The 1,273-nt window shown below is 65.0% G+C and carries 1 protein-coding gene; it reads left to right on the top strand.

What is annotated here, in order from left to right; all coding sequences use genetic code 11:
- The coding region (locus QMO76_RS35190) for a (Fe-S)-binding protein (RefSeq protein WP_306365700.1) at positions 1 to 1,273 on the top strand (1,273 nt) is incomplete at both ends.

Below are 1,273 nucleotides of genomic sequence, written 5' to 3'. Positions count from 1 at the left end.
CGGCATCATCGACCCCGAGGTGCTGTGGTCGTGTACGACCTGTGGTGCGTGTGTGGAGCAGTGCCCGGTCGATATCGAGCATGTGGATCACATCATCGATATGCGCCGCTACCAGGTGCTCATCGAATCGGAGTTCCCCTCCGAGCTGGCGGGGTTGTTCAAGAATCTGGAGAACAAGGGCAATCCGTGGGGCCAGAACGCCAAGGACCGGCTCAACTGGATCAACGAGATGGACTTCGACATCCCGGTCTTCGGGAAGGATGCCGAGTCTTTCGACGGGTACGAGTACCTGTTCTGGGTGGGGTGTGCGGGCGCGTATGAGGACCGCGCCAAGAAGACCACCAAGGCCGTCGCCGAGCTGCTGGCCACGGCGGGGGTGAAGTTCATGGTGCTGGGTCAGGAGGAGACCTGCACCGGCGACTCGGCGCGCCGCGCGGGTAACGAGTTCTTGTTCCAGCAGCTGGCGATGCAGAACATCGAGGTGTTGAACTCGGTGTTCGAGGGTGTGGAGCAGGCCCGCAAGAAGATCGTGGTGACCTGTGCGCACTGTTTCAACGCGCTCAACAACGAGTACCCGCAGGTGGGTGGCAGCTACGAGGTGGTGCATCACACGCAGTTGCTGAACCGGTTGGTGCGGGGCAAGCAGTTGATCCCGGTGTCGCCGGTGGCGCAGAACGTGACCTATCACGATCCGTGTTATCTGGGTCGGCACAACAAGATCTACAACGCGCCGCGTGAGTTGATGGAGGCGTCGGGTTCGTCGTTGGTGGAGATGCCGCGCCACGGGGAGCGGTCGATGTGTTGTGGTGCCGGTGGTGCGCGGATGTGGATGGAGGAGCAGCTCGGTAAGCGGATCAATGTCGATCGGGTGGACGAGGCCCTGGATACGTTGCAGGGTGGGAACGAGCCGTCGATGATCGCGACGGGGTGCCCGTTCTGTCGGGTGATGCTGACCGATGGTGTGACCGCGCGCAAGGATGGTGGCGAGGTCGGGCAGGGTGTCGAGGTGGTGGATGTGGCGCAGTTGATGCTGCAGGCCATCGATCGGGTCGAGCCCGCGACGCTGTCGGAGAATCTGAGGGTGGTGCAGGAGCCGAAGCAGGCGCCCGCGCCGGAGCCGGTCGCCGAGCCCGAGCCGGTCGAGGCTGCCGCCCCGGCGGCGGCTGCTCCCGCGGCCGAGCCCGCCGGTGGCGGGTTGGGGATGAAGGGTGGTGCGAAGGCGCCCGGCGGCAAGGGCCTGGCCATGAAGGGCGGCCTGAAAGCACCGGGCGCG

Source organism: Nocardia sp. CC227C, from assembly GCF_030767025.1.
Classification (GTDB): Bacteria; Actinomycetota; Actinomycetes; order Mycobacteriales; family Mycobacteriaceae; genus Nocardia.
This window is presented reverse-complemented; position numbering and strand designations above follow the sequence as displayed.